This window comes from Eggerthia catenaformis OT 569 = DSM 20559 (assembly GCF_000340375.1).
In the GTDB taxonomy this organism is placed as follows: Bacteria; Bacillota_I; Bacilli_A; order Erysipelotrichales; family Coprobacillaceae; genus Eggerthia; species Eggerthia catenaformis.
Genome location: NZ_KB446646.1, coordinates 124,106 through 145,722 on the forward strand (window position 1 = coordinate 124,106; position 21,617 = coordinate 145,722).

General features: G+C 33.0%; 21 protein-coding genes and 1 pseudogene. 9 read left to right on the forward strand and 13 right to left on the reverse strand.

The window, feature by feature from the left end; genetic code table 11:
• Positions 1 to 69: 69 nt before the first annotated feature.
• From HMPREF9943_RS00655 to HMPREF9943_RS00665, 3 genes are all read left to right on the forward strand, one after another.
• Complete coding sequence (locus HMPREF9943_RS00655; RefSeq protein ID WP_004801138.1) at positions 70 to 618, forward strand: LemA family protein; 549 nt, start codon at positions 70 to 72, stop codon at positions 616 to 618.
• Positions 618 to 2,336 carry a DUF2207 domain-containing protein gene (locus tag HMPREF9943_RS00660; protein WP_004801139.1) on the forward strand — a complete coding sequence of 573 codons (1,719 nt, stop codon included), beginning with the start codon at positions 618 to 620 and terminating at the stop codon, positions 2,334 to 2,336. The genes HMPREF9943_RS00655 and HMPREF9943_RS00660 overlap by 1 nt, the downstream gene beginning before the upstream one ends.
• A gap of 220 nt (positions 2,337 to 2,556) precedes the next feature.
• Entirely contained in the window at positions 2,557 to 2,766 is a 210-nt protein-coding gene (locus HMPREF9943_RS00665) for a hypothetical protein (protein ID WP_004801140.1), read from the forward strand.
• Here the strand turns inward: HMPREF9943_RS00665 and pdxR are convergent.
• Positions 2,763 to 4,136 (reverse strand): MocR-like pyridoxine biosynthesis transcription factor PdxR, encoded by a 1,374-nt coding sequence (gene pdxR, locus HMPREF9943_RS00670; protein WP_004801141.1) that lies wholly within the window; start codon positions 4,134 to 4,136, stop codon positions 2,763 to 2,765. The two genes, HMPREF9943_RS00665 and pdxR, sit on opposite strands and share 4 nt — an antisense overlap.
• 99 nt (positions 4,137 to 4,235) lie before the next feature.
• Between pdxR and HMPREF9943_RS00675 the strand changes: the two genes are divergently transcribed.
• Positions 4,236 to 5,108: a pyridoxamine kinase gene (locus tag HMPREF9943_RS00675; RefSeq protein ID WP_004801142.1), complete on the forward strand. Its 873-nt coding sequence runs from the start codon at positions 4,236 to 4,238 to the stop codon at positions 5,106 to 5,108.
• Positions 5,086 to 5,739 carry a YggS family pyridoxal phosphate-dependent enzyme gene (locus HMPREF9943_RS00680; protein WP_004801143.1) on the forward strand — a complete coding sequence of 218 codons (654 nt, stop codon included), beginning with the start codon at positions 5,086 to 5,088 and terminating at the stop codon, positions 5,737 to 5,739. The genes HMPREF9943_RS00675 and HMPREF9943_RS00680 overlap by 23 nt, the downstream gene beginning before the upstream one ends.
• Positions 5,740 to 6,070: 331 nt before the next feature.
• Here HMPREF9943_RS00680 and HMPREF9943_RS00685 read toward each other — a convergent pair whose 3' ends face one another.
• From HMPREF9943_RS00685 to HMPREF9943_RS00735, 11 genes and pseudogenes are all read right to left on the reverse strand, one after another.
• On the reverse strand, positions 6,071 to 6,589 hold the full coding sequence (locus tag HMPREF9943_RS00685) for an AAA family ATPase (protein WP_004801144.1): 519 nt from the start codon (positions 6,587 to 6,589) through the stop codon (positions 6,071 to 6,073).
• A gap of 149 nt (positions 6,590 to 6,738) precedes the next feature.
• Complete coding sequence (locus HMPREF9943_RS10330) at positions 6,739 to 6,867, reverse strand: hypothetical protein (protein ID WP_004801145.1); 129 nt, start codon at positions 6,865 to 6,867, stop codon at positions 6,739 to 6,741.
• 827 nt (positions 6,868 to 7,694) lie between these two features.
• On the reverse strand, positions 7,695 to 8,246 hold the full coding sequence (locus tag HMPREF9943_RS00690) for a flavin reductase family protein (protein WP_004801146.1): 552 nt from the start codon (positions 8,244 to 8,246) through the stop codon (positions 7,695 to 7,697).
• Positions 8,247 to 8,264: 18 nt separating this feature from the next.
• Positions 8,265 to 9,104 (reverse strand): aldo/keto reductase, encoded by an 840-nt coding sequence (locus tag HMPREF9943_RS00695; RefSeq protein WP_004801147.1) that lies wholly within the window; start codon positions 9,102 to 9,104, stop codon positions 8,265 to 8,267.
• Positions 9,105 to 9,123: 19 nt separating this feature from the next.
• Entirely contained in the window at positions 9,124 to 9,483 is a 360-nt protein-coding gene (locus HMPREF9943_RS00700; protein ID WP_004801148.1) for a cyclophilin-like fold protein, read from the reverse strand.
• Between the two features lie 136 nt (positions 9,484 to 9,619).
• Positions 9,620 to 10,392 (reverse strand): annotated as a pseudogene (locus tag HMPREF9943_RS10400) (carboxymuconolactone decarboxylase family protein).
• 15 nt (positions 10,393 to 10,407) lie between these two features.
• The gene (locus tag HMPREF9943_RS00715; protein ID WP_196793780.1) at positions 10,408 to 10,863 is read right to left on the reverse strand and encodes an alpha/beta hydrolase; all 456 of its coding nucleotides are present in this window, start codon (positions 10,861 to 10,863) and stop codon (positions 10,408 to 10,410) included.
• Between the two features lie 30 nt (positions 10,864 to 10,893).
• Positions 10,894 to 12,057, reverse strand: coding sequence for an iron-containing alcohol dehydrogenase (locus HMPREF9943_RS00720; RefSeq protein ID WP_004801152.1), 1,164 nt, complete (start codon positions 12,055 to 12,057; stop codon positions 10,894 to 10,896).
• A gap of 12 nt (positions 12,058 to 12,069) precedes the next feature.
• Positions 12,070 to 12,654 (reverse strand): LbetaH domain-containing protein, encoded by a 585-nt coding sequence (locus HMPREF9943_RS00725; protein ID WP_004801153.1) that lies wholly within the window; start codon positions 12,652 to 12,654, stop codon positions 12,070 to 12,072.
• A 9-nt stretch (positions 12,655 to 12,663) separates the two neighbouring features.
• The gene (locus HMPREF9943_RS00730; RefSeq protein ID WP_004801154.1) at positions 12,664 to 13,185 is read right to left on the reverse strand and encodes a flavodoxin; all 522 of its coding nucleotides are present in this window, start codon (positions 13,183 to 13,185) and stop codon (positions 12,664 to 12,666) included.
• Positions 13,186 to 13,196: 11 nt separating this feature from the next.
• A complete protein-coding gene (locus HMPREF9943_RS00735; RefSeq protein ID WP_004801155.1) occupies positions 13,197 to 13,592 on the reverse strand; it encodes a MerR family transcriptional regulator in 396 nt (131 codons plus the stop codon).
• Positions 13,593 to 14,139: 547 nt separating this feature from the next.
• Here HMPREF9943_RS00735 and HMPREF9943_RS00740 point away from each other — a divergent pair.
• The 4 genes from HMPREF9943_RS00740 (at position 14,140) to rnmV (ending at position 21,139) form a co-directional block, all read left to right on the forward strand.
• A complete protein-coding gene (locus tag HMPREF9943_RS00740; RefSeq protein WP_004801156.1) occupies positions 14,140 to 14,319 on the forward strand; it encodes a hypothetical protein in 180 nt (59 codons plus the stop codon).
• Positions 14,320 to 14,348: 29 nt separating this feature from the next.
• Complete coding sequence (locus HMPREF9943_RS00745; protein WP_004801157.1) at positions 14,349 to 18,632, forward strand: 2-hydroxyacyl-CoA dehydratase; 4,284 nt, start codon at positions 14,349 to 14,351, stop codon at positions 18,630 to 18,632.
• A gap of 265 nt (positions 18,633 to 18,897) precedes the next feature.
• Positions 18,898 to 20,442 (forward strand): ElyC/SanA/YdcF family protein, encoded by a 1,545-nt coding sequence (locus HMPREF9943_RS09615; RefSeq protein WP_004801158.1) that lies wholly within the window; start codon positions 18,898 to 18,900, stop codon positions 20,440 to 20,442.
• Positions 20,443 to 20,617: 175 nt separating this feature from the next.
• Entirely contained in the window at positions 20,618 to 21,139 is a 522-nt protein-coding gene (gene rnmV, locus HMPREF9943_RS00755) for a ribonuclease M5 (protein ID WP_004801159.1), read from the forward strand.
• 46 nt (positions 21,140 to 21,185) lie between these two features.
• Here rnmV and HMPREF9943_RS00760 read toward each other — a convergent pair.
• On the reverse strand, positions 21,186 to 21,617 hold a 432-nt coding region (locus tag HMPREF9943_RS00760), incomplete at its 5' end, for a hypothetical protein (protein WP_004801160.1).

Sequence of the window (21,617 nt, forward strand, 5' to 3'; positions counted from 1 at the left end):
TCTATAAAAATAATTGTATATTCATAATAAAACTTGATATAATAATGGTGTATCAAGGAGGTAAGAACTATGGTATGGATTATTATAGTAGCAGTAATTGCTTTAATATTATTATGGGCAGTATCTACTTATAATGGATTAGTTAAATTAAGAAATAAAGCAAAAGCGGCATGGGCACAGATTGATGTTCAGCTGACAAGAAGAGCTGATTTGATTCCAAATGTTGTTGAAACGGTAAAAGGTTATGCTAAGCATGAGGAAGAAACTTTAGAAAAGGTTATTCAGGCAAGAAATAAGTATGTAACATCTTCTACTATTGACCAGCAGATGGCTTCAGCAGGAGAATTGACACAGGCACTTTCAAGACTGATGGTTTTAGCGGAGTCATATCCTGAGTTAAAAGCCAATCAGAATTTTATGCGGTTACAGTCTGAACTTTCAGAAACAGAAAATAAGATTGCTTATGCAAGACAGTTTTATAATGACGATGTAGCTAAATATAAGAATATGATTGAAATGTTCCCGTCTAGTCTGATTGCTTCTTTGTTTAATTTTAATGCTTTACCATTTTTTGAAGCAGAACAGGAAAGCAAGCAGGCACCAAAGGTCAGCTTCTAATGAAGAAATTATTGAGTATAGCTACAGTCATTCTTGTAGCTATCTTTTGTATCACACCAATCAGTGCTGCTGACACTCATATCTCTTCTATTACAATAGATTGTACGATCAATGATGATGGCAGTGCTGTTTTTACAGAAGTATGGGATATGCATGTTTATAGGGGAACAGAAGTTTATAAAACATTTAAGAATATGTATCAGAAAAAACTGACACTTTTATCAGTTTCTGAATCAGGGCATCAGTATACTAATATTGGAAACTGGAATACGAATGCTAATAAAGCTGATAAGGCTAATAAAAGCGGTATTCATACAATTAGCGGAGGCTATGAATTATGTTTTGGAATAGGGGAATATGGACATAAAGTCTATACGATGAAATATTCTATTTCAAACTTTATTAATCAATATAAAGATTATCAAGGTATTAATTATGCTTTTATGGGTAATATGTCTTTAAATGTTGGTAAGGTCACAGTTGATATTCATGCTTCTACTTCTATTAATAATAAGAACTCTAAAATATGGGGTTATGGTTATGAGGGAAGATGTGATTATTTAGATAACGGTCATATTCATATGACTACCACTGGAAAAATAAGCAAAGTACAATTATTAGCTCGTTTAGATGAGGGACATTATACTCAGACTGATAAAACATATAAGTATAAAGAATTCGAAAAAGTATCTGATGAGGCAAAAAAAGGATCATCTTATGATAAAAAAGATAATGATTCATTTTTAAATTATATCTATCTTGCTCTTATTCTGCCGATTATTGCTTTGCTGATTTCAATTATCAGTAAATTCGGTTTCTTTTCTTCAATAAAAGTAAAAGAAGTATTTACTGATGGAAGTACTTTTGATAAAGAAAGTGTTCATCCTTTTAGAGATCTTCCTACTAAAGATTTATTTTATTTCTATTATTTAGCGGATATGGCAGGATTAATCAATGATAGTAATAAATCAGGTATTTTATCGGCCTATCTGTTAAAGTGGATTAGAAATGGTTATGTTCACTTTGAAAAGGGTGAAAAAGAAGGTTTTATCTTTAAGCATGATACTTATACTATTGACTTTACAAAAAATTTTCCTACTGATGATAACCTTGAAAATACACTTAAAAATTATTTTATTCAGGCATCAGGATCAAATCATATTTTAGAAACTAAGGAATTTGAAAAATGGGCTAAAAACAATTATACAAAAGTTCGTAGCTTTTTTAGCAGAATTATATCTGAAACAAAAGAGAAGTTAAGAACAAATCATCTTTTAAAGGTAACACGATCAAAAGAGAAAAAAGGAATACGTAAAATAAATTATACAAACTATGTTTATGATATGTATGTAAAAGAAGATTTAGAGCATGTTTACGGATTATATTTATTCTTAATAGATGAGAATAATATGAAAGAAAAAGAAGCTATTGAAGTTCATCTATGGGATGAATATCTGATGTTTGCTAGTATATTAGGTATTGCCGATAGAGTACAAGATCAGCTGAAAATTGTTTGTCCTGAATATGAACAGATGAATTATGATTATTATCAGTCATCAATTATTTCCAGAGCATTCATTTATAATGCAGTTATGTCCAGTGATCGTGCTTATCGTACTGCCAATAGTGGATCTGCTTCATCAGGCGGCGGAGGATTTTCTTCGTTTGGCGGTGGAGGTGGAGGCTTCTCCGGTGGCGGCGGAGGCGGCGTACGCTAAAGCATTAAAGACAGAATCAATTAATGATTCTGTCTTTTTTTAATATAAATCTAATTTTACAAATATTGTAATTAATATTGTATCATAATAAAATTAAGTTAGTTAAATCTAATTAGGAGCTGATTCCCTTGAGCTTATGAGTTGTATAAATAATATTGCTAAGTATAATCGGTTGTAGATAAATAAAAACCGATAGAAAGGAAGGTATCACAATATATTTATGAATAAGAAATTACGGGTACTTTTAGATGCATTAGTTGTCTTATTTAGTCAGATATTCTTTATGTGTGTTATTCCGATAGGGAATAATAAACCTCTCAGTCTATTATCATTTTTTACTAATAAAAATATTATTCTGTTTTGGGTTGTCTATGTAATAGTGACTGTTCTGATCCATATTATTATTAAGAAATTTAAACATAATGATTAGCTGTTATTCATACATATTTGATAAAGTTTTTCTAGACATGAAGGAATAATTTCTTCTTTTAAGGAAGAATAATTAATAATAAAAACATGTTGAGTCTTTGCTCCATAATGACTCAGACTTTGAATATTGATATTGAAATGGTGTGCTCTTTTTATGAGAGTATGATCATCTATTTCAATATCCAGTTCGAGAAGAAAATGCAGACCGGCGTTTTCTTCTTTTATATGAGCAATCTTAGATAAAGGACTCTGTGCTATACATTTAAAAAGAAAATCTCTTTTATGTCTATAGATATTACGCATTCTATTAATATGCTTTTCAAAATATCCTTCTTTTATAAATAAAGCTAAAGTATATTGATCGAAATGAGAAACAGGGCAAGTATAAAAAGAGAGTTTATGAAAAAATGATGAAGCAAGAGAAGGAGGAAGAATCATATAAGATATACGAATAGTACTTGTGAGTGATTTAGTAAAAGTATTCATATAGATTGTTTTTTCGTTATTATCTAAACTAAATAGAGAGGCTAATGGTTTCCCGTTCATTCTAAATTCACTATCGTAATCATCTTCAATAATATAATGATTCTTTTGTCCTGCCCATTTAATTAACTCATAACGCCTTTTAATAGGCATAGTAATACCGGTAGGGAAATGATGGGAAGGTGTTACATGAAGAATAGTAGTCCGGTGAATCTGTTTTAAGTCTAAGCCATTTTTATCTAAAGAAATTTGTTCATAATGAATATGATGTGATTCATATAATGACTGAATCTTTGTATATCCCGGTGCTTCAAGTCCATAAATATGATCATATCCAAATAATTGTATAAGCAGACTATAGAGATATTCAGTTCCTGATCCAATAATAATTTGATCACTTGAAACATGAATATCTCTATAGTCTCTTAAATGATCTCTGATAGCTTCTCTTAATATTTGACTGCCTTGAATATTGCCTGGAATCATTAATTGATCTTTATAATTATTAAGAACTTTTCTAGTTATTTTAGCCCATGATGAAAAAGGAAAATTATCGGAATTAGTACGATTAGAAGAAAGGTCATATAAATAGGTATTATCATTTTTGTCTAAGTGAAATAAAGGAATAGGGTGATTATGTTTGTCAGGAAGATCTAATTCGCTGATAAAGTATCCTATTCTGTTTTTAGAGTATATAAAACCTTCACTTAATAATTGCATATAAGCATTTTCAACAGTAATAGTACTGATATTTAATTGCTTTGCGAGTGATCTTTTAGAAGGCAGCTGAGTGTGAGGCTTTAATAGTGAATTAAGAATATCTTCTTTGATAAAATGATAAAGTTGATTAGTAAGTGTATCTTGATTGTTAAAAGTATAAGTAAGCATAAAGTCTCCTGGTTATATAAAAATATTTAAAATTGACACTATTAATCGGGTCAATAAAAAGTATAATGATTATAAATAAAATGTAAAGAAGGTATTATTATGAAAAGAATATTAACAGTACAAGATATTTCATGTTTAGGTAAATGCTCATTAACTGTAGCACTTCCGCTTATTTCAGCAATGGGAGTAGAAACAGCTATTTTACCAACTGCATTATTATCTACTCATACAATGTTTAAAGATTTTACGTTTAAAGATTTATCTTCTCAGATTAAGCCGATTACTGATCATTGGAAAAAAGAAGGTATTGTATTTGATGCTTTATATACCGGTTATCTTGGAACAATTGATCAGATTGAGCTGGTTAAGGATCTTTTTAAAGATTTTAAGAAGAGAGATAATATTATTTTTGTTGATCCTGTAATGGCTGATAATGGTCAATTGTATCCCGGATTTAATCAGGAATATGTTAAAAAGAATACTGAATTATGTGCATTAGCTGATGTGATTGTTCCTAATATTACAGAAGCATGTTTTTTAACTCATACGGAGTATAAAGAAGAATATGATAAGAAGTATATTAAAGAGTTATTGATTCGATTAAGTTATCTGGGAGCTAAGAAATCTGTTATAACAGGTGTTTCTTTACATCAGGGGATGACCGGCTTTATGGGATATGATAGAGAAACTAAAGATTATTTTTGGTTTGAGAATAAATATATTGATGTTTCTTATCATGGAACAGGAGATATTTTTTCAAGTGTTTCTATCGGAGCTTTAATGAATGGATTAAGTTTTTATGATGCTTTTAAGCTGGCTTCTCTTTATACAGCTTATACTATTAATGAAACACTTAAGAATCCTCATAAGCCATGGTATGGAGTAGATTTTGAAACTACAATAAAAGAGTTGGTAATAGCTTTAGAAAAAGCAAGAAAGGATGAAAAATATGAATTATCATATGAAGTGTGATCCAAAGAAAACCAGAAAGATTGTAGAAGATGTTAAACCGGCTGTTTTAATTGCTGCTACAAAATATACTGATGCGGATCAGTTATCTGTCTTAGAAGAGAATGGTGTAACAATATTTGGAGAAAATAGAGTACAGGATTTCTTGAAAAAACGGAAAGAATATAAAGGTCATGCACACTGGCATTTTATTGGTACATTGCAAAGTAATAAAGTTAAATATATTATTGATAAAGTTGATCTGATTCATAGTATTTCTTCTTATTCATTAATTGATGAAGTAGAAAAACAAGCATCTAAGCATGATTTAAAAATACATGTATTAATACAGGTAAATATTGCACAAGAAGAAAGTAAGCATGGTTTTAAGAAAGAAGAAATGGATGATGTAATATCTTATATTATGAATAAACAGCATATTGTTTTAGAGGGTCTTATGATGATGGCTCCTGATATAGAACCATCACAAACAAGAATTTATTTTAAGGAAACAAGAGAATTATTAGAAAGCATTAATCAGAAATATCATCTTCATCTTTCTAAGTTATCAATGGGTATGAGTCAGGATTATAAGATAGCTTTAGAAGAAGGAAGTACAATGGTAAGAATAGGACATGCGTTATTTAAAGGATGAACATGATGTTTATCCTTTTGATTTATAATTAATAAGAAAGAATATGGAGAGATAGAGCTTTGACATTTGAGCAAGAAAAAACAGTAAACCGATTTAATTTACTGTTCTGTGAATTGCTATGTTATAGCTTATATTTCATTGTTTGAGTGAGACAAACTTGGATTTACAAATTATGATCCAACCATGTTTTAAGTTTATCAAAACTGTAATCATCTTTTAATGCTGTTTCTTCTTTTTATAATCTTCTTTAAAAGGATTTTGTGCTCCTATTTTAAATCTTTCCATATTTTCAGGAAACATTTATCGTAATTCAAAATTTATATTGTACTTCTTAAACAAAGAATCTATTTGAAAATTTTATTATATTTACAATTTCTTCAATATCTAAATTATCCGTATAAAGTAAATGATTTTTGTTCATATTTCTAGATAGAAACTCATTTCTTGATGTAATTGATAACTCACCGGTTCTTTCTATTTCTTTTCTAGACAAATCTCGTTCTTTAAGCGTTTGTTCCTCTGCTAGCAAAACGCAGTATTTTAGGTTTACTTGTTTCGTTTTTAGGAACTCTTTCATTTTTTTAATTTGTTCTTCAAACAGCACATAGTTAATTATTACTGTCATATCTCTAGCAAGTAAATTATTGGTAATACTAATAACATTATCCCAAAACAAATCCATATAGTAGCCATCATCTTCCCATGGTGCTACCAATCCACTTTTAATCATTAAATAAATGCTGTCTCCTTCTATAACAGCACTTTTATCAAAAGAATAAGCCAGTTCTTCACTAACACTACTTTTCCCAACACCCGGTGGTCCGGAAATAATATAAACACAATTTTCCATCTTAGCACCTCTACAAATTTAGATTTATATAACTAAATATATACTATTTTTTTAGGTCAATTTTTTGGTTTGTATAAAATGAATTCACTAAAATTTCAGGGTTAATTCCTATAAAAGCTTTTTATTTGGAATCTCTTTATATATTTCCTCTACTTGTTTTTTGTAATTACCCAATCATCTCCACCACCTTGAGAGTGACCGACGATACCGGCATTATCAAAATCAACTTTTTGATAAAATACACTTTTTTTGTTTCCAATTTTTGCATTTTTATGCATATAATGTAGGCTCATTTCAGTACTAAAAGCATTCCATAAATTTTTTTCAGTTCCAATGACAATAACAGGATAATTTTGTTTTTTGCCTCTAATTATTTGGGATAATAAATCAAAAATTTTCCAAAATCCAAGAGTGTTTCTTCTTCTTTTTTTGATAACTTCATACTTTCATTTTGTTATATATTTCTTCTCAATCTTGCCACCCGTTTTAGTGGTCGATTGATAATTTTTAGGTACTGCCGGTTTATTTTTTAGATATATAAAAAATATTATTAGAAGTAAAAGAATCACTATAATCTTCAATAATTTCTTCAAATAATTGATATAATTATACCATATTTTAGTCTGATTTCATAGGTCTATAAATTGAGAATATAGTCGGTTTTCTTTTTTCTCATGGTATAAGTTTTGTAGGTGTCTTTGATGATTTTTAGGGTATCTTTTACTGCCGATATGCATTCTTGTAGTTTGGATGGTGATGTAATATTTTTCTCTTTTCCATATGTGTAGTGGATACCTCTAAATGAATAGCTTTTTATATAATCATGATACGATATCTTATGGTGTACAGTATCGGTATCGTTTTTGTCGGCACGTTCTACTTCAAATTCTATGCTTTCAACATTATAGATTTCTTTTTTATGGTTATAGTTAGTATATACATATCAAAGTAAAAAAAGTACCTGCCATGTTTTAGACAGATACATGTACTATTCTGTTATATAATTATCATGATATTAGATATTCATTAATCGTATCTGATAATCTGTCTGGCTTCTCTGTTCAGTTATATACAACCCCTCATAAAATGAGGGGTTGTTGTTTATTTACTTCAATGCCATACCGTCCTTAAAAGCATTACCGACCTTTGCTCCTACACCAAAGTAGGTGTTTCCGAAAGGATCAAAGCTGATTGGCTTTACTTTTGTAATATCTACAACTCCATCTGTAACCACACTCTCATCTGCTGAGATATTCACAATTTCTCCAATAAGGATTCCATTTTCAAAGCTCTTTACCTTGCATTCCATAACAAGAGGAAGCTCATCAATAAGTGGTGCATCCACAAATTCGCTCTTTGTAGCGTGAAAGCCTGCTTTTGTAAACTTATCAGGTATTTTCCTTCCGGATTCTATACCTACATAATCGCAAGGAATTACTTGGTCTTCTGTAGCCATACTGATAGTAAAGGCTTTTTTGACCTTCAGGTTATCTGTTGTTTTATGGTCTGAAAGACTGATGGTGATCTCCTTAAAATCAGTTGTGATGCCCCATGCAGCATTCATGGCATTAGGAACATCATTCTCATCATAAGTTCCGATAATTAGTACCGGCTGTGGGTACATGAGTGGTTTTGCACCAAAATTTACTCTGCCCATTAGAAAGTCCTCCCGTTCTTATTTGTCTTCTCCAAGTTCCATTGCCGCATATCTTGCAAGGGCTTCTGGTGTCGCAACATAATAAGGTGTATTTTTATTTACCTTTGCAATAGCTGCCATATCATCATCTGTTAATACGAAATCAAAAATATCAAAGTTATCTTTGATATGGTCAGGATTCTTTGAACCCGGAATTACCACGTTACCACTTTGTACATGCCAGCGAAGAATTATCTGTGCATTACTCTTTCCATACTTCTTTGCAAGTTCTGTAAATACCGGCTCATTTACAAGATTCTTATCTCCATGTCCAAGCGGATACCATGCCATAAGTCCCATCTTCGTTTCAGCAAGTTTCTTCTTAAGTTCTGTCTGCGGAAAATAAGGATGTGCTTCTACCTGCACAACTTGAGGCTTGATTTCCATAGTATCAATAGCTTCCTGAATCAGTTCCTGAGAAAAATTTGAAAGACCGATTGCTTTTGCTTTTCCGGTTTTTACAGCCTTTTCAATGTTCTTATAGCCTTCACGCCAATTATCGGTTGGCTGGTGAAGGAATAAAAGATCTACATAATCGGTATCAAGACGAGCAAGCATCTCATCAACAGCTGTATCTTTTTCATAAACTGTTGGCCAGAGCTTTGATACGAGATAAATATCCTCTCTTGCAACACCACTTTTCTTGATGCTGCGTCCGGTTGCAGTTTCATTCATGTAAGCGTTAGCTGTATCAACGAGTCGTACACCGCCTCTAAGTGCCGATTCAACTGATTTCTCTGCTTCCTCAGGTGAAAGCATAAATACGCCGATACCTGCCATAGGCATCTTGTTTCCGTTGTTAAGTGTAAAATATTCCATTTGTTGTTCCTTTCTCTTCTTATTTTTCCAGAGACAGATTAGCTGTTACATCTCCGTCTCCAAGAATACTTTTCAGTTCATTTTGTGTAATATTATCGATATGCCCGAGCTTTGTAAAATTCCAAGAGTTCTTGTCATAATAGATTACAAATCTTTTACCCAGATATAAAATCAGGTCGCCATAGTCTGTATCAATTTGCTCGTCATTTGTGGGAAGTTCTGTAGGAAAATCTCCGACTTTTTCAAAATTTGAAAAGTCGTGCATATCTATAGTAACCGATCCATCGGCAAGAAGCTTCTTTAATGCAGCTACTGAACTGTTATCAGTCAATGTGGCTACAAGGTTGCAGCCATTTACTTCTATAATAAGTTTACTCATCTTATTTGTTCCTTCTTGTGAGTCATTGTTTTCACTTCTGATTCCGCAATATCTTCGTTTCCATTAGTATGTAATGTTTCTATTGTACTTGCTTGTTCTGCCGAAGTCACCATATAATGCTAGACTTTTGGTTCTTTTATAGTTCGTTATATTCCTCATCAGATATCGCCTCAAACCATTCATTGCTTGTGTTCTCTCCCGGAACTGCTAATGAGATGTGAGAAAACCAGCTGTTCTTCTTAGCACCATGCCAATGCTTTACATTTGGAGGAATCACAATAACTGTACCTTCTTTCAGTTCCTGTGCTGCCTTTCCTTCTTCTTGATACCAGCCTTCACCGGCAGTACAGATAAGAACCTGTCCACCACCTTTTTCTGCATGATGAATATGCCAATTGTTATAACATCCGGGTTCAAAAGTTACATTGACAAGTGGGAACTGACCATTTTTAGAGTCAGTGAGCGGATTAAGAAAACTGTTTCCCACGAAATACTGAGCAAAACCATCGTTAGGAGCTCCCTGCCCAAACATATTTGCATTATCAAAATCTTCTTTATTACTGTAGATCATTTGTCTTCACCACCTTCTCCATATACTTCCTTAGCAAGATTAAATACAGCCCACGCCTTAGGCCAGCCTGCATAAAAAGCTACATGTGTAATGAGTGCAGCTATTTCTTTCTGTGTCACACCATGATTCTTGGCATTCATGATATGATGCTTTAATGCATCTCCCACAAGCCCCTGTGCCATGATGGCTGTAACTGTAATCATACATCTTGTTTTTACATCAATATCTTCGTTATTCCAATTTTCCCCGAAAAGCACATCATCATTAAAATGTGCAAACTCCGGTGCAAATTTTCCCAGCATATCTCTGCCTGCTGTCTGAACTATCTTCTTTTCCATAATTAACCTCCTAATTTATTTCAAATATTCTTCAAAGAAACTCTGTATTTTATCAAATGGAATTATATTCATCTGATCATACAGATCTGTATGACTGGCTCCCGGAATAATCAGAAGTTCTTTATTAGTTGTGTACTTGCTGTCTTTTGTCATGTCCTCATAAGCATCCTTTGACATATAACAGGAATGTGCTTTTTCTCCATGAATCAAAAGATCAAAAGCGATAGTTAAGAAACCTCTTGTTGCCATTTCCTGAGCATAAAGACCGAAAGATTGTTCCTTCACCGCCCCAAAAGGTCCTGAAACAGCAGTAGCAGGTAACTTTTCAATAGCATCCTTTGGTATGAACATATCTGCCGCAAGTGTAATGCCAAAGTGATTTACAAATGTCACTTTTTTATGATCTACTTTTTCATTTCGGGGATAAACCTTATCCCATTCTGTTGTAAGATTAAGATTCCCTGTTTTCATCATTTCTCTTTTTACCTCACTTTCCCATCTTTATAGTGACGCTCTGAAAATGTCAGCAATATCTTTCTCAAGAAGTGGAGCCCATGCATTTTCAAGACCTTCGTTTTTTGCTACATGATGAGCCATCTCATCAATACGGCTCTCATCAATTCCCACTTCCTGCAAATGCATAGGAATATTAATTGATTCAAAGAACTTATATGTAGCATCAATTGCTTGATTTGCAATGTCAAACTTATTTTGATTTGAGTCTATTCCAAATACATTTATGCCATATTTTACAAAACGCTCTACTGTTTTTTCACTTAATATATGCTTCATCCATCTTGGAGTGATAATTGCAAGTCCCTCACCGTGAGTAATATCATAGTAAGCTGAAAGAGCATGCTCCATTCCATGGCAAGGCCACCCTGACTGGCTGTTACCAAGAGAATAAATTCTGTTACATCCGTATGTACAGCAAAGCATCATCTCTGCCCTAGCTGTATAATCTTCAGGATTCTCCAGACACTTCTTAGTATTTATCATAAGACTCTTTAAAGCACCTTCCATGAAACTATCATTAAGAAGTGTGGAATCCTCACAGAAATATTGCTCCATTATGTGATTCATGGCATCAGCGCATCCTGCCGCTGTTTGTTTTTTTGAAACTGTAAAGGTATAGGTAGGATCAAGGAATGATACAGCCGGATAAAGAAGCGGATCTACATATCCGATTTTGTCATTGGTTTCAGTTCTTGAAATAACTCCGCCCGGATCATACTCACTACCGGTTGCTGCAAGTGTGATAATATCCACAATCGGAAGTGCTGTCTGTGCTTTCACCTTGTAAGAAATCAAATCCCAAGGATCACCGGCGTACTTTGCACCGGCTGCAATAGCTTTAGAACAATCCAGTACACTTCCTCCACCTACGGAAAGAATGACATCAACGTCATTTTCCTTGCATAGTTTCACACCTTCAAGTACACTTGGATCATATTTCGGGTTTGGCTGAATTCCTGAAAGCTCCACGATTTCAAAATCCTTAAGAAGTTCCTTTACTTTGTCATAAAGACCAATCTTTTTAATGCTTCCACTACCATAGGTCAAAAGCACTTTTTTTCCATACTTGTTCATAACTTCAGGAAGTTTTTCTACTACTCCCTGACCAAAAATTAATTTTGTTGGTGTACAATACTCAAAATTTTTCATGTTTTCTCCTCCTTACTCTTTCTGTTCTTTAGCATCGAGATACTTGATAACCTTGGCAGGAACACCGCCTACAACTGCATAATCAGGCACATCTTTTGTAACAACTGCTCCGGCAGCAACAACAGCATATTCGCCAATCGTTACACTTGGACATATAGTCACATTCATGCCAAGCCAGGCATTCTTTTTCACAAGTACTTTTCCATAGGTATACTTTGAGTGACGTTCATTCATATCATGATTGATGGTTGCAATACGAAGCCCCGGTGCTGACATTGCGCCATCTTCAAATTCAATTCCGCCTGATGCGGAAAGAATTGCTGAATGATTAATAAATACATTCTTTCCAAACTTTACTCTGTTTCCAAAATCACAGATAAACGGAGTAAGAATCCTTACATCATCAAGCTTTCTACCAAAAAGTTCTTCTAAGTATTCAACGTACTTTGGATCATCCGGCATACATGCATTTGCTTTTGCACAGAGAGTTCTTGCACGCAGCATCTCATCTACTGCATCTTTAAAATATGGCTCATTGATATAAGTAGGACCGCCCTGATCCATGAGTTCATATACATATCCTTTTTCGTAATCCATAAAAACCTCCTACATTAATCCATTAGACCTAAGCCAGCTCTCAATCTGAGCATCAGCGCTTGCGACATTGCTTCCGTTAATAGGAAGCCCCTTCTTTACATCTGCTCCAGAACAAAGCTTCTTAATATCAGCTTCACTGAACCCCATGCCACTTCCTTCATTTGTACAGAAAGGAAGAATTGTCTTTCCTGTAAAATCAAATGAATCAAGGAATGTAAAAACAGCCATCGGCATTGTTCCCCAGTAATTTGGGTACCCAAGAATTATAGTATCGTACACGTCTATGCTTTCCGGCATAGATATCAGTTCCGGTCTTGCGTCATTGTTTTTATGTGCTTTTGCTTCCTCAATACAGGTGTTATAATCCTTTGCATAAGGTGTTTTCATTTCAATCTTAAATATATCTGTGCTAATTCTGCCCTTGATTTTTCCGGCAATGACTTCTGTGTTTCCAACCTCGATATATTGCATAGAGCCACCAAAATAGTTTTCATCTGCTCTTGAAAAAAACGCCAATAATCTCTTTGTCATAGCTTGTCTCCTCAGTCTTTTTTAATTTCCTCAGCATCCCATCTAAGGACACCCGTTTTTACTGCTTCTTCATATCTGGATATCTTGTAATTAAGTCTGTCCATAGTAGTCTGATATTTATCAAGTTGTTTCTGTACTTTAACACGAACTTCCATCAAAAGATCTCGTCTTGCTTTGATGGTTTCATCACCTTCCTGAAAGAGTCTTACGTACTCTATCAGCATTTCAACCGGAACTCCGGCACTTCTCATACAAACAGCGTTCTCAACCCATTTAATGTCCTGCTCAGAATAATCACGAATGCCACCTTTTGTACGATTAACCTTCGGGATTACACCAACATTCTCATAGTAGCGCAGTGTATCAGGAGTAAGATCAAATTTCTCACATACTTCCTTAATTGTCATGGTATTTCTCCTCCAAACCGATTTGTTTTTTAGTATTCTATATCTATACTATAATCCTTAGAGTTAACTCCAAGTCAATAGTTTTTTAAAAAATTGATAAATTGTAAAATGAGAGAGATATACTATATTTCAGCTTAATTTTATGGCTCTAATTTTTTCTTTTTCATCTGTTTAGCCTTCTGTTTTCTTGCAATAATTTCTCTACATAGCTTCTAATTATCTAAAAGTATTTGTTTTTAGAATTTTTTATATAGTTGTAGGGAGTTTCTGTTGTTACGGACTTTTTGTTTGCTTAATACCTGTTTTTACTTTCTTGCTGACGTCTCTGTTCTCATCACTAACTGAAAGGGAATATAGCGCTATGATTTTGTTTGTGTTTGATATATCATCTTATTCAGTTAATATTATGCAACTTACTGAAATAACAGCAGTTCAGCCAATAATATTTATTTATAAAATGCAGATTTCTTGACTTTTAAAAAAAATGTATTAGTATATCATTATTTAAATGATACAAATAAGTAGTATAGAAAGGTGAAAGCTTACAATGGATTATAAGGAAGAAGTAACCAGTAAATGTATTTATTTTAATATGAGAGTTATTTGTGAAAAAGCAGGTGTTAATTATTCTACTTATCGGGGATGGAAGAATAATGGCAGAGGCTTTTCTCAGAAAAAAGCAAAGGCTCTTTATGATGCTATGAAGAATGTAATGGTGAGTGTTTAAGAATAGATAAATGTATGGGGAGGTCATCTATGAAATACTATTTAGGAATAGATGTAGGAAGTACAACAGTTAAATTATATTTAACTGATGAAAATAATCAGTGTCTTTATTCCAATTATCAGAGACATTTCTCTGATGTTAGAAAGACAATTTATGATTTATTAAAAGAACTTAAAGAACAGTTTGGCGATATAGAAGTATATGTCAGTATGACAGGATCCGGCGGATTATCATTGGCAAGTAAGATGAATATTGATTTTGTTCAGGAAGTTATTGCCTGTACAAAGACAGTAGAGAAGTATATTCCACGTACTGATGTAGTCATTGAACTTGGTGGAGAAGATGCTAAAATCACTTATTTTGAAGGATTGCTGGAGCAAAGAATGAATGGAACATGTGCCGGAGGTACCGGGGCATTCATTGACCAGATGGCTTCATTATTACAGACTGATGCTTCAGGTTTAAATGCATTAGCAAAGAATGCAAAGACAGTTTATCCAATCGCATCAAGATGCGGTGTTTTTGCGAAAACAGATGTTCAGCCATTAATTAATGATGGTGTTTCTAAAGAAGATATTGCGATTTCTATATTTCAGGCGGTTGTTAATCAAACAATTTCAGGACTTGCCTGTGGCAAGCCGATTAGAGGAAATGTTGCTTTCTTAGGAGGACCTCTTTACTTTTTAGATGCTTTAAGAGATCGTTTTATTGAGACGCTTAATTTAAAGGATGATGAAATTATTTTTCCTGATAATTCTCAGCTTTTTGTTGCTATGGGGGCTTGTTTGGAAGCAAAAGAAAAGGTAGAAGAAGGAAAGACTTTAACGTCTTTAATTCATTCTTTAGAATCAATTGCTTTAGAAAAAACTGAGTTATCTAATGTTTTAGAGCCTCTCTTTTCTAATCAGGAAGAATTAGAGTCTTTTAGAAAAAGACATCATGAACATATGACTTTAAAACGTGATTTAAGTACATATAAAGGAGATGTATATCTTGGTATAGATGTTGGTTCAACAACGTCTAAAGTTGTTTTAACGGATAAAGAAGGAGCTATTCTTTATTCATTCTATAATTCTAATCAGGGCAATCCATTACAGCTGATTATTAATTTAATGAAAGATATTTATAAGATGCTTCCAAATGGTTGTAAGATTGCAAAAGCGGGGGTTACCGGTTATGGTGAATCATTGATTAAAGCTGCCTTAAAAGTAGATTATGGTGAAGTAGAGACTATTGCTCATTATACAGCGGCTAAAGCATATGAAAAAGATGTTGACTTTATCTTAGATATTGGCGGTCAGGATATGAAAGCTATCAGTATTAAAGATAATGTTATTCAGAATATTTCTTTAAATGAAGCCTGTTCGGCAGGTTGCGGTTCTTTCTTAGAAACATTTGCGAAATCATTAGGATATAAGATAGAAGAATTTGCTTCACTTGCATTACAATCACAGCATCCTATTGATTTAGGATCAAGATGTACGGTCTTTATGAATTCTAAAGTAAAACAGGCGCAAAAAGAAGGTGCTTCAGTAGAAGATATTTCTGCCGGGTTATCGTATTCAGTTATTAAGAATGCTCTTTATAAAGTTATTAAATTAAGATCTAAAGAAGATATAGGAACACATGTTGTCGTACAGGGAGGAACTTTTTATAATGAAGCGGTATTAAGAGCTTTTGAGAAAGAAACCGGTATTGAAGCTGTAAGACCTGATATTGCCGGATTAATGGGTGCTTATGGTATGGCACGTATTGCGATTGAAAATGATGACCTGGCAGGATCAACATTATTATCTTTAGAAGAACTGGAAAAACTGACTTATGAGAATGAGATGAGGAATTGTGGTAAGTGCACAAATAACTGTATGCTGACAATTACTTCATTTAATGATGGCAGAGAATATATATCCGGTAATAGATGTGAAAGAGGAGCTAATCTTCCATTAACATCTAAATTATTACCTAACTTATTTGATTATAAATATAAGCGTATCTTCAATTATCGTCCATTAATGCCAAAAGATGCTAAAAGAGGAACAGTTGGGATACCAAGAGTTTTAAATATGTATGAGAATTATCCGTTCTGGTTTACTTTCTTTACAAACTTAAAATTCAGAGTTGTCTTATCAGCACGTTCATCAAAAGCTATCTATGAGAAAGGAATAGAATCTATTCCCAGTGAAAGTGCCTGTTATCCGGCAAAATTAGCACATGGACATATTGAGAATCTGATTGCCAGAAAGATTAACTTTATCTTCTATCCATCTGTTGTTTATGAAAAGCTTGAATATGAAGATGCCGGTAATCATTATAATTGTCCAATTGTAGGAAGCTATCCGGAAGTGATTAAGAATAATGTAGATAATATTCAAAAAGAACATATTAATTTTAAAAATCCATTTATTTCTTTAAATAATCCTAAAACATTATTTAATGTTCTTAAAGACTCACTTAAAGAATTTAATATTACTGATCAGGAAATGCACTTAGCAATTGATAAAGCTTATGAAGAATTAGGCAGAATGCGTGCAGATGTTAAGGATCAGGGAAAACTGGCACTGGAATATATGAGAGCTAATGATAAGAAAGGGATTGTTTTAGCAGGCAGACCTTATCATGTAGATCCGGAGATTAATCATGGGATTGCTGATCTGATCACAGGGGAAGGTTTTGTAGTATTAACAGAGGATGCCATTGCTTCCTTAAATGATGAGCATGTAAAACTAAGAGTTGTTGATCAATGGACTTATCATTCAAGACTTTATCGTGCTGCTCAGTATGTTTCTACTCAGGAAGATCTTGAACTTGTTCAGTTGACTTCATTTGGATGTGGTCTGGATGCAGTAACCAGTGATCAGGTTGCTGAATTATTACAGGCTAGAGGTAAGATTTATACCTTGATTAAGATTGATGAAGTATCTAATTTAGGACCGATCAGAATACGTATCAGATCTCTAAAAGCAACAGTGAATAAGGAACGTCAGCCATTATGTTTAGAAAATCATTATGAGCCTCCGGTTGTTCCATTTACTAAGAAGATGAAAGAAGAGGGATGGACTATTCTATGCCCACAGATGTCACCTATCCATTTTCAGTTTGTAGAAACCGCAATGAGAGAAGAAGGATATAATTTTGAAGTTCTTCCATCAGTAGATAAAGGAGCAGTTGAAAATGGCTTGAAGTATGTTAATAATGATGCATGTTATCCTAGTATTTTAGTAACAGGACAGATGATGGAAGCATTAAAGAGCGGTAAATATGATATTAATAAGACTGCTTTAATGATTTCTCAGACAGGTGGAGGATGCCGAGCAACAAATTATATTGCTTTTATCAGAAAAGCATTAAAAGATGCTCATTTAGAACATATACCTGTTATTTCTGCTAATCTTTCCGGTTTAGAGTCTAATCCGGGCTTTAAGATTACATATAAGCTGGCAAAAAAAGTGGTTATTGGAGCAATGTATGGAGACCTGTTTATGAGAGTTCTTTATCGTGTACGTCCTTATGAAAAAGAAAAAGGATCTGCCAATGCTTTATATCGGTCATGGGTAGAAAAATGTCAGGAAAATGTTAAAAATGGCTCTATGAGACAATTTAAGAAGAATGTCTATCGCATTGTTCATGATTTTGATCATTTACCGTTATTAGATATTAAGAAACCAAGAGTTGGTTTAGTAGGAGAAATATTAGTTAAGTTCCATCCAACTGCTAATAATGATATAGTCAGCATCATAGAAAATGAAGGTGCTGAAGCAGTGATGCCGGATTTGATCGATTTCTTCCAGTATTCATTCTATAATGCTAATTATAAGAAAGAACATTATGATGGAACATGGAAAGGACAGATGTTAGGAAATCTGGCGATTAAGTTTGTTGATTTCTTAAGAAGAGATATGATTAAGGCATTAAAAGAGTCTTCACGCTTTACTCCTCCTCATCCTATTAAAGAAATGGCAAAGAATGCATCAGAAGTAGTATCATTAGGAAATCAGACAGGAGAAGGCTGGTTCTTAACAGCTGAAATGATTGATTTAATTAATGAAGGAGCTTCAAATATTGTCTGTATGCAGCCATTTGCCTGTCTTCCCAATCATGTTACAGGAAAGGGTGTTATTAAGGCATTAAGGCATAAATATCCACAGTCTAATATTGTGGCGATTGACTATGATCCCGGAGCATCAGAAACAAACCAGCTTAATAGAATAAAGCTGATGCTCTCAACTGCTTTTAAGAATATGGAAAATCATCATGAAGATAAAGAATTAACTGATTTAGATAAACGCATTGAAGAAGTATTTGGAGTATTGTAGAAATAGACCGGAAATAAAAAGTACCTCATATCACACAATTGAGGTGCTTTTTATTTTAGATATTATAACGATTATCTAAATACACGTATATTCCTTTTATACTAAATGAAAATATAATTAATATATTAATACACTTCAAAATGAGAACAGATATCTTAATTTTTGTACTATTTTCAGAATTAGAAAATAATACTATTTTTATTGTATAGGAAAGCGTTTACAACTAAAATATAGATAAGACGATAAAATAAAAGGAGGTTTATTTATGAAGATTAAAAAGATTTTTATCGCACTGATTTTTATGATCGGTATGTCAATAAGTCAGATCTCACCATCACTGGCTTATAAAGACTATAAGTTTAATGAAGGAGGCAAACAGCTTTATACTGCTTATATTGATGAATTAGCTAAGAATACTACTGATAATGATGCGTTAGAAACAAATCTGCTTAATCAGGCAGAACAATATTCTAATCTTGATTATGCGGTCATGAAGAATATAGGCAAAAAGTGGAATGAACTATTTTCTAAAAACTGGAAAAGATATACATTTAAATGGGATAAAAATGTTCATAATGCAACTGCGGATGAATTAAAAACAAGCGGTATTAAAGATAGTGAAAAACATGCCTTTGTATGTCTGGGATTCCAGTTAAAAGATGGAGAAATGCTTGATGAATTAAAAGGAAGATGTGAAACGGTAGCAGCGGCAGCTCGTTTATATCCTAAGACTAAGATTTATGTTTCCGGTGGAGCTACCGGACCTAATAATCCGGATCAGCATACAGAAGCTGATCTTATGAAAGAGTATCTTGTGAATGTATGTCATATTGATGAAAAACGTATATTTACAGATCCTCGTGCTATGACAACTGTACAGAATGCAGAGAATACATTTGATATGTTAAAGAGAGACAAGATTGAATCTATTACAATCGTAACGAGCGGTTATCATACAAGAAGAGGAACATTGCTTTATTATGCAGAATCTCAGATGTATGAACAGGGCAGAGGTTATAAGTGTGATATTATAGGTAATCTTGGCTATTATTTAGAAAAAGATGGTAAAGAAAAACCATTAGAACCGGCTTTACATGCAGCTAGAAGCTTAAAGCAGATTCTTGGCTTGCCACAGACTACAACAACTGAAGTGACAGTAAAGAATAATCAAATGATTTATAGTGAAGGCGATAAGCTTGATTTAACGATTACAGCTACTAAATTAGGGAAGAAAACAGAAATTAAAGATTATAAGGTTTCCGGATATGATTCTAAAACAGCCGGCAGACAGGTAATAAAAGTAACATATAAGGTAGATGGAAAAGAACAGACATCAGAAGTGGAAGTCTTTGTTAAGTATAAATTCTTAACAGATGAACAGGTATTTGATAAGACTCATCCTAAAGATATAGTTATTAAAACAAATGGAGCATTAGAAAAACTGACAGGTGTTTATTTAGATAATAAGATATTAGATAAGAAATCTTATACTCTCGCAAAAGGAAGTACAATACTGACTTTAAAGAAAGAACTGTTATCTAAGTTATCTAATGGTAAACATACTGTTAAACTTGTCTATGGTAAAGAAGATAAATTGGATATGGAAATAGTAATTGCTCCTAATGCCGCTAAGGCAAGAGAAGAACAGAAAAAGATTGATGCTAAAAAAGGCAAGACATCTCAAACGCAAGATAATACAAAGGCACCGGGTAAAACAGATACAAGTGATCATACATCTATAATAGCGGTTATGATTGCATTATTATCATCACTGGCGGCTATCTTTATCTTAAAGAAAAGAGTAAATTAAGCTTAGTTTTGAAATAGAATAAAAGAATTAAATGAAATCCTCCCGGATAGGTATGATACTTATAGGGAGGTTTTTATTATGAAGTAAATGTTAAAATTTATGATAAATATCAGAATAATATATGTTATAGTGTATAAGAAATATAAATAATGAAAAGAGCAGGGGGTTTTATATATTGAAGAAGATAAAAGAAGTTATCGTGGTTGAGGGAAAGACTGATACGGCTGTGTTAAAACAGTTATATGATGTAGAAACAATAGAAACAAATGGCAGTGCATTAAATGATATGACAATAGAACTTATTAAGACAGCTGCCAAAACAAGAGGTGTTATAGTATTGACAGATCCTGATTATCCCGGTATGCAGATTAGAAATAAGATTGTTAACGAAATACCTCTTGTAAAACATGCTTTTATAGATAAGAAAGATGCGATTGGGAAAAAGAAATTAGGTATTGCAGAAGCAAGAAAAGAAGCTATTATAAAGGCATTAGAACAGTGTGTAGAATTTAAGGAATATGAAAATACCCTGACATGGTCTGAATTTATTGATTTAGACATTATTAATAATAAAATAAGAAGAGAATATCTTTATCATTATTTTCATTTAGGATATGGTAATAATAAGACATTATTTAAAAGACTTAATATGGTAGGTATTACAAAAAAAGATATTCTTAAAGCATTAGAAAAGTAAATATAAAAGATGAGGTTCCGTATACTACAGAACCTCATCTGCTTTTTTATCTTTCATGATCTCTGTCTAGATTGACTACCTCAATAACTTTTAGCTTTCCTTTATAATTTATTACAGATACTGCATACTCATAGATAGGTCTCTCATTTTCTCTATAAGGTTTAAATGTAGGGTCTTCTCCTTGAATAGAAATAGATCCCAGTACATACCTATAGCTACTGTCAATATATTTATAGAACATTCCCGGTTTATCTTTTTTCTCAAAATACTCCATTGTATGCTCATTGGAAAAGAATCTTTTTACTCTTTCCTTTGCTTCCTCACTCGTAAAATTATAAGTGAACACCTTGAAATTATCATAGCTCCTATTTGAATGCTCTTTCTGATAATTCAGCTCTTTTCTTAGCTTTTCATCAGGCTCCTGAAGGAGAGACTTGGCAATCTTGACATTGCCTTCTTTCATCGCCTGAAGAAAGTT

Bases quoted from the DNA above. Each gene is read 5' to 3' on its own strand.
- HMPREF9943_RS10330 (WP_004801145.1), bottom strand. From the start codon at position 6,867: ATGCATAAAAATGCAAAAATTGGAAACAAAAAAAGTGTATTTTATCAA.
- HMPREF9943_RS09615 (WP_004801158.1), top strand. From the start codon at position 18,898: ATGAAGATTAAAAAGATTTTTATCGCACTGATTTTTATGATCGGTATG.
- HMPREF9943_RS00680 (WP_004801143.1), top strand. From the start codon at position 5,086: ATGAATTATCATATGAAGTGTGATCCAAAGAAAACCAGAAAGATTGTA.
- HMPREF9943_RS00730 (WP_004801154.1), bottom strand. From the start codon at position 13,185: ATGACAAAGAGATTATTGGCGTTTTTTTCAAGAGCAGATGAAAACTAT.
- HMPREF9943_RS00745 (WP_004801157.1), top strand. From the start codon at position 14,349: ATGAAATACTATTTAGGAATAGATGTAGGAAGTACAACAGTTAAATTA.
- HMPREF9943_RS00720 (WP_004801152.1), bottom strand. From the start codon at position 12,057: ATGAAAAATTTTGAGTATTGTACACCAACAAAATTAATTTTTGGTCAG.
- HMPREF9943_RS00740 (WP_004801156.1), top strand. From the start codon at position 14,140: ATGGATTATAAGGAAGAAGTAACCAGTAAATGTATTTATTTTAATATG.
- HMPREF9943_RS00655 (WP_004801138.1), top strand. From the start codon at position 70: ATGGTATGGATTATTATAGTAGCAGTAATTGCTTTAATATTATTATGG.
- HMPREF9943_RS00665 (WP_004801140.1), top strand. From the start codon at position 2,557: ATGAATAAGAAATTACGGGTACTTTTAGATGCATTAGTTGTCTTATTT.
- HMPREF9943_RS00700 (WP_004801148.1), bottom strand. From the start codon at position 9,483: ATGAGTAAACTTATTATAGAAGTAAATGGCTGCAACCTTGTAGCCACA.
- HMPREF9943_RS00660 (WP_004801139.1), top strand. From the start codon at position 618: ATGAAGAAATTATTGAGTATAGCTACAGTCATTCTTGTAGCTATCTTT.
- pdxR (WP_004801141.1), bottom strand. From the start codon at position 4,136: ATGCTTACTTATACTTTTAACAATCAAGATACACTTACTAATCAACTT.
- HMPREF9943_RS00675 (WP_004801142.1), top strand. From the start codon at position 4,236: ATGAAAAGAATATTAACAGTACAAGATATTTCATGTTTAGGTAAATGC.
- HMPREF9943_RS00715 (WP_196793780.1), bottom strand. From the start codon at position 10,863: ATGAAAACAGGGAATCTTAATCTTACAACAGAATGGGATAAGGTTTAT.
- HMPREF9943_RS00690 (WP_004801146.1), bottom strand. From the start codon at position 8,246: ATGGGCAGAGTAAATTTTGGTGCAAAACCACTCATGTACCCACAGCCG.
- HMPREF9943_RS00695 (WP_004801147.1), bottom strand. From the start codon at position 9,104: ATGGAATATTTTACACTTAACAACGGAAACAAGATGCCTATGGCAGGT.
- HMPREF9943_RS00685 (WP_004801144.1), bottom strand. From the start codon at position 6,589: ATGGAAAATTGTGTTTATATTATTTCCGGACCACCGGGTGTTGGGAAA.
- HMPREF9943_RS00725 (WP_004801153.1), bottom strand. From the start codon at position 12,654: ATGGATTACGAAAAAGGATATGTATATGAACTCATGGATCAGGGCGGT.
- HMPREF9943_RS00735 (WP_004801155.1), bottom strand. From the start codon at position 13,592: ATGACAATTAAGGAAGTATGTGAGAAATTTGATCTTACTCCTGATACA.